Origin of the sequence: Ruminococcus callidus ATCC 27760 (assembly GCF_000468015.1) — a bacterium.
Lineage (GTDB): Bacteria > Bacillota > Clostridia > Oscillospirales > Ruminococcaceae > Ruminococcus_C > Ruminococcus_C callidus.
The window spans coordinates 1-4,951 of the sequence record NZ_KI260292.1; the positions used below are offsets into that span (position 1 = coordinate 1).

General features: G+C 51.2%; 6 protein-coding genes. 5 read left to right on the top strand and 1 reads right to left on the bottom strand.

Translation table 11 applies throughout. The annotated features are described in order from the left end of the window. Positions 1 to 104: 104 nt before the first annotated feature. Genes RUMCAL_RS00815 through RUMCAL_RS00825 form a run of 4 tightly spaced genes read left to right on the top strand, consistent with a single transcriptional unit; the run spans position 105 to position 3,509 of the window. Positions 105 to 869, top strand: coding sequence for an ABC transporter ATP-binding protein (locus RUMCAL_RS00815; RefSeq protein ID WP_040646382.1), 765 nt, complete (start codon positions 105 to 107; stop codon positions 867 to 869). After that, positions 866 to 2,899 (top strand): ABC transporter permease, encoded by a 2,034-nt coding sequence (locus tag RUMCAL_RS00820; RefSeq protein ID WP_021680480.1) that lies wholly within the window; start codon positions 866 to 868, stop codon positions 2,897 to 2,899. The genes RUMCAL_RS00815 and RUMCAL_RS00820 overlap by 4 nt, the downstream gene beginning before the upstream one ends. Next, a complete protein-coding gene (locus RUMCAL_RS15260; RefSeq protein ID WP_021680481.1) occupies positions 2,896 to 3,048 on the top strand; it encodes a hypothetical protein in 153 nt (50 codons plus the stop codon). Before RUMCAL_RS00820 ends, RUMCAL_RS15260 begins: the two co-directional genes overlap by 4 nt. Beyond that, the gene (locus RUMCAL_RS00825) at positions 3,045 to 3,509 is read left to right on the top strand and encodes a hypothetical protein (RefSeq protein ID WP_021680482.1); all 465 of its coding nucleotides are present in this window, start codon (positions 3,045 to 3,047) and stop codon (positions 3,507 to 3,509) included. Before RUMCAL_RS15260 ends, RUMCAL_RS00825 begins: the two co-directional genes overlap by 4 nt. 40 nt (positions 3,510 to 3,549) lie before the next feature. Here RUMCAL_RS00825 and RUMCAL_RS14920 read toward each other — a convergent pair whose 3' ends face one another. Then, complete coding sequence (locus RUMCAL_RS14920; RefSeq protein WP_021680483.1) at positions 3,550 to 3,909, bottom strand: helix-turn-helix domain-containing protein; 360 nt, start codon at positions 3,907 to 3,909, stop codon at positions 3,550 to 3,552. Between the two features lie 171 nt (positions 3,910 to 4,080). Here RUMCAL_RS14920 and RUMCAL_RS14240 point away from each other — a divergent pair. Then, the coding region (locus RUMCAL_RS14240) for a lysozyme (RefSeq protein WP_051343568.1) at positions 4,081 to 4,951 on the top strand (871 nt) is incomplete at its 3' end.

The following is a 4,951-nucleotide window of genomic DNA, read 5'->3' on the forward strand; positions in this document are numbered from 1 at the left end:
TCTGTCGCACAATCTTTGTGCGGTATTGCCTCAACAAAACATGGGCAACACTGCATAAAGCTTGTGTGTTGTCCATACACGCAAAGATGAAGGAGGTCATTGCAATGGCAATGCTGGAAGTAGCACATTTGAAAAAGGTTTACACCACTCGTTTCGGCGGCAATCAAGTTGAGGCTCTGCGGGACGTTTCCTTTACGGTGGAGCAGGGAGAATATACGGCGATCATGGGGGAATCCGGTTCCGGAAAAACCACGCTGCTGAACATTCTGGCGGCACTGGACAAGCCTACCAGCGGTATGGTGCAGCTGGACGGAAACGACCTGACACAGATCAAGGAATCCCGTATCGCCGCATTCCGGCGGGATCATCTGGGGTTTGTCTTTCAGGACTTCAACCTGCTGGACACCTTTTCACTGGAGGACAACATCTATTTGCCGCTGGTGCTGGTGGGAACACCCTATGCGGAGATGCAGCGGCGGCTGGAACCTATTGCGAAACAGCTGGGCATCACCCAGCTGCTGAAAAAATTCCCCTATGAGGTTTCCGGCGGACAGAAACAGCGTGCCGCCGTGGCTCGTGCCCTGATCACCAACCCGCGGCTGATTCTGGCAGATGAGCCTACCGGTGCACTGGACTCCCGTTCTTCTGATGAACTGCTGGCACTGTTTTCGGCGATCCACCAGTCGGGACAGACCATTGTCATGGTGACCCACTCCACCAAGGCGGCGGCAAGTGCCGGACGGGTAATGTTTATCAAGGACGGCGAAGTGTTCCACCAGCTGTATCGGGGAAACGACACCAACGAACAGTTCTATCAGCGGATTTCGGACACTCTGACATTGCTGACTACCGGAGGTGAGGCACGATGAACATGCATCTCTATCCCAAATTGGCATGGCACGGCATTATCAAGAACAAGAAAACCTATGTGCCGTTCCTGCTGACCAGCATCGGACTGGTCATGATGTTTTACATCGTGTCCTATCTCACCTACAACAAATCTGTCAAACAGATGCGTGGCGGCGGTGATATGCAGCTGATCTTGTCATGGGGCGTGCCGGTGGTGGCATTTTTTGTTGTCATCTTTCTGTTCTACATGAATTCGTTTCTTATGCGTCGCCGGAAAACGGAGTTCGGACTGTATAATATTCTGGGCATGGGAAAGGGCAATATTGCCCGCGTGCTCCTGTGGCAGAATCTCATGCTGTTTGCCGTTTCCATTGTCGGCGGTCTGGGCATGGGCATTCTCCTGTCCAAGCTGGCGGAACTCTGTGCGGCGAAAATGCTGTCCAATCAGGCTTCTCTGGCATTTGTCATTGAACCTTCTGCGGTGCGAAATACCCTGTTTCTGACAGCCCTGTCTTTTGTGCTGATCCTGCTGTATTCGCTGGGACAGATCCGTGTGGCAAAGCCAATAGAACTGCTCCACGGGGAAAAGACCGGCGAAAAGCCGCCGAAGGCACGCTGGATACTGGCACTGCTGGGCATGTTATTGCTGGGTACCGCGTATTATCTGGCGTTGACCACAAAAGATCCCATACAGGCACTGCTGGTGCTGTTTATTGCCATTGTGCTGGTCATTATCGCTTCTTACCTGCTGTTCATCTGCGGCTCTGTGGCACTGTGCAAGCTGCTCCAGAAAAACAAAAAGTACTACTATAAACTGAACCATTTCGTTTCCGTTTCCTCTATGTCCTATCGCATGAAGCGGAACGGTGCCAGTCTGGCTTCCATTTGTATCCTCTCCACCGGCGTGCTGGTGATGATCTCGTCCTCTCTCTGTCTGCGGATCGGCGAAGATGCCAGCCTGCACACCCGCTATCCCAGAGATCTGGAAGTCGGCGTTTTCACTAAGGACTACGACCAGAGTGTTGCGGCATCATCTTACATCGAACAGCAGGTCGATGCTGTATTGCAGACATCGCATCAGACCAGAAAGAATGAACTCGCCTACAACAATCTGAATTTCGCGGCGTTAAGGCAGGGCAGCAATCTCTCGGTAAAACAGTATACGGAAGTCAGCGGCACTCAGTATGCGGAGAGCATCGACAAACTGGTCATGCTGAATATTGTGACACTGGACACCTACGAAAAAATCACCGGCACAACAGAAACACTGGGCGAAAATGAAGTGCTGCTGTGTATGTTTCGCGGAACGTTCAGCGGAGATGCCCTGAATATCGATGACCAGTTCCAATTTCATATCAAGAAGCAGGTTCCTGACTTTCTTGAAATCGGTGACAATGCCATTGCGACCTATCCGACCATGTACCTGGTGGTTCCGGACGGCGAAACTATGAGCCGGCTCTACGAGTACCAGTATTCTGTCTACGGCGAAAAAATGGCGTCCAGTTATCAGACCTGGCTGGGATTTGATCTGGACTGCAACGCGGACACACAGATGGAACTGGAAAAACAATTGGAGCAGCAGTTTGCCGACGACGCACAGACACATCAGGAATATTTTTACGAAGTCAAAAGTTTGGAGATGCAGCGGTACAGCTTCTACTCCCTGTTCGGCGGGCTGCTGTATCTGGGCATTTTGTTGAGCGTGGTATTCCTGTTCGGCACGGTGTTGATTATGTACTACAAGCAGATCTCCGAGGGATACGAAGATGCAGCACGGTTCGAGATTCTGCAAAAGGTGGGCATGACCCGAAAGGAGATCAAAAAGAGCATCAACTCCCAGATCCTGACAGTCTTTGCCGCACCGCTGCTGGCATCGGGTGTGCACCTGTGCTTTGCGTTCCCGCTGCTCCGGAAGCTGCTGATGATGTTCGGGCTGTCGAATACGCCGCTGCTGGTGGGCGTGACTGGGGGCAGCTATCTGGTGTTTGCAGTGCTGTATGTGGTTATGTACAAGGCAACTTCCCGCAGCTACTACCAGCTGGTAAAATGATGCGGCAGCGAATTTACCGCGGGGCAGTGCTGGCTGTGGGGCTGATGCTGCTGGCAGTCGTAGCCGTGCCGCTGGCGGTATTTCTGGGAATTGCCGGTGCGGTGTGGAAAATCATGAACTGGCTGTTGGAAAGGGGCAATGCAGAATGAAACTGCGGAAAATCTGGGTGCTGCCGCTGCTGTTGACACTGGTTTGCAGCGTGGGCTGCGGCGGGAAAGCGGACCTGCTGCACGGCTATGAAAAGGTGGTGTCCTCCATGGGCTCGCTGGCACGTACCTCGGAGCACAAGCTCATTGGCACGCGAACCTGCGGGAGCGACAACTACACCGGAGCCTATGCCGCCACATGTCGGCAGGCACGGGGAAAAGATGTGGTTTTCGGCGGGTGCAGCTTGCAGGCAAGGCGGCTGCAAGTCACGGGCTCGGTTGCCTGCCAGTCCGGCTTTGTGCAGCTGATCGTGAAAAACGGCAGCGACGAACTGTGGCTCACACCCGATGCAAACGGGAACATCTCACAGGAGATCACCGGCAGCGGCGGCGACTGGTATCTTTCGGTGGAATATGCCGATTTTTCCGGCAGCGTGACATTATGCAGTGCTTATGCGAAATGAAAAAAAGCGTATCGTCTGGGACGGTACGCTTTTTGCTATTTCACACGGACGATCGTGTTTCTTTTTGCTGAGCCTGTTGTTCGGAGAGGGTGTCGAGAAACTGCTCCAGCCTGCCCTTGTTGCGTTCGGTGAGGGCGGTGTATTTTTGCAGCACCAGCAGGGCATCGTCTGCAATGGTGATCCCGTGAGGATTTTTCGGGAGATTGGTGCGTCCGGCGAGATAGTCCAGACTGACATCGTAGAAATTCGCCAGAAGGACGGCAAAATCCAACGGGACAGAATGCTTTCCCTGTTCATAATTGGTGTAGGTGGTCTTGTGCATGTATAACTTTTTGCAAAGTGCTTCCTGTGTCAGGTCGTGGTCTTCTCTGAGGTCGCGGATTCGCTGGTAATGTTGCATAATGGTGATTTCTCCTATTTATAGATTTCACCAAAATTATACTACAAATGCGGACGAACACTTGATTTTTTACAACGAATGTGGTATTATAAATTTATGGATACATCATTTGTTGTATTCAAGAAAGGGAAATACACAAATTTTGGTCTGAACGAAAAGGAGTTGGTACAAATGAAAACATGCAGAAGAAAATGGCTTGCTCGGTGGCTCGCGGCTTGTATTGCGGTCGTGCTGGGCATGGGAATGTGTGCGGGGCTGCCGGTGAGTGCGGCAACTTCTGCCGAATTGACGATTAGCCAGAACGGTATTGATTTTATCAAAGCCAGAGAGGGATTCAGTGCCAAGTGTTATTATGACGGTGCACAATCTTCGATAGGATATGGTACAAAATGCGGCACAAAGGCACATGCCAGCGGACTGCACAGCATTACAAAGGCTGCTGCCGAAGTGGCAATGCGTCAGGAGATCGTGTCATCATATATCCCCAATGTCAGACGGCAGACTTCCGGATTGCAGATGAATCAGAATCAATTTGATGCACTGGTCAGCTTTACGTACAACACCGGCGGCGGAACGTCTATGATTAAAAATTCTCCGCTGGTAAAATATCTGCGTGGAGAAATGTCGCAGGCTGCCGCTGCATCTGCATTTGAAAGCTATGTTGTAACCAACTCTGCAACGGGTAAAGTGGATTCCGGACTGAAAAATAGAAGAAGATTAGAGGCGAAGCTGTTCTTTTCGGGGGTGAATCCGAATCCGCCGAAGTGGGCAAAAGTAACATTAGACCACTATGCCTGGATGGCAGGGGAAACATTGACGTTTAACTTGTCCAGCGAAGGCGGTGTGGCTTATACAGTAGGCATTGATACAGAAAATGCTGACGGCGGAAGAACCCGAATTGACACACATGACACCAGAGATACTTCTTATTCGAGATCATTCAATAATCCGGGAAAGTATTCTTGCTATATTACCACTTATAATGAGTATGGACTGGCGGACAGTGAAAGAATCTATTTTGAAGTATACGACAAAAAGCCGG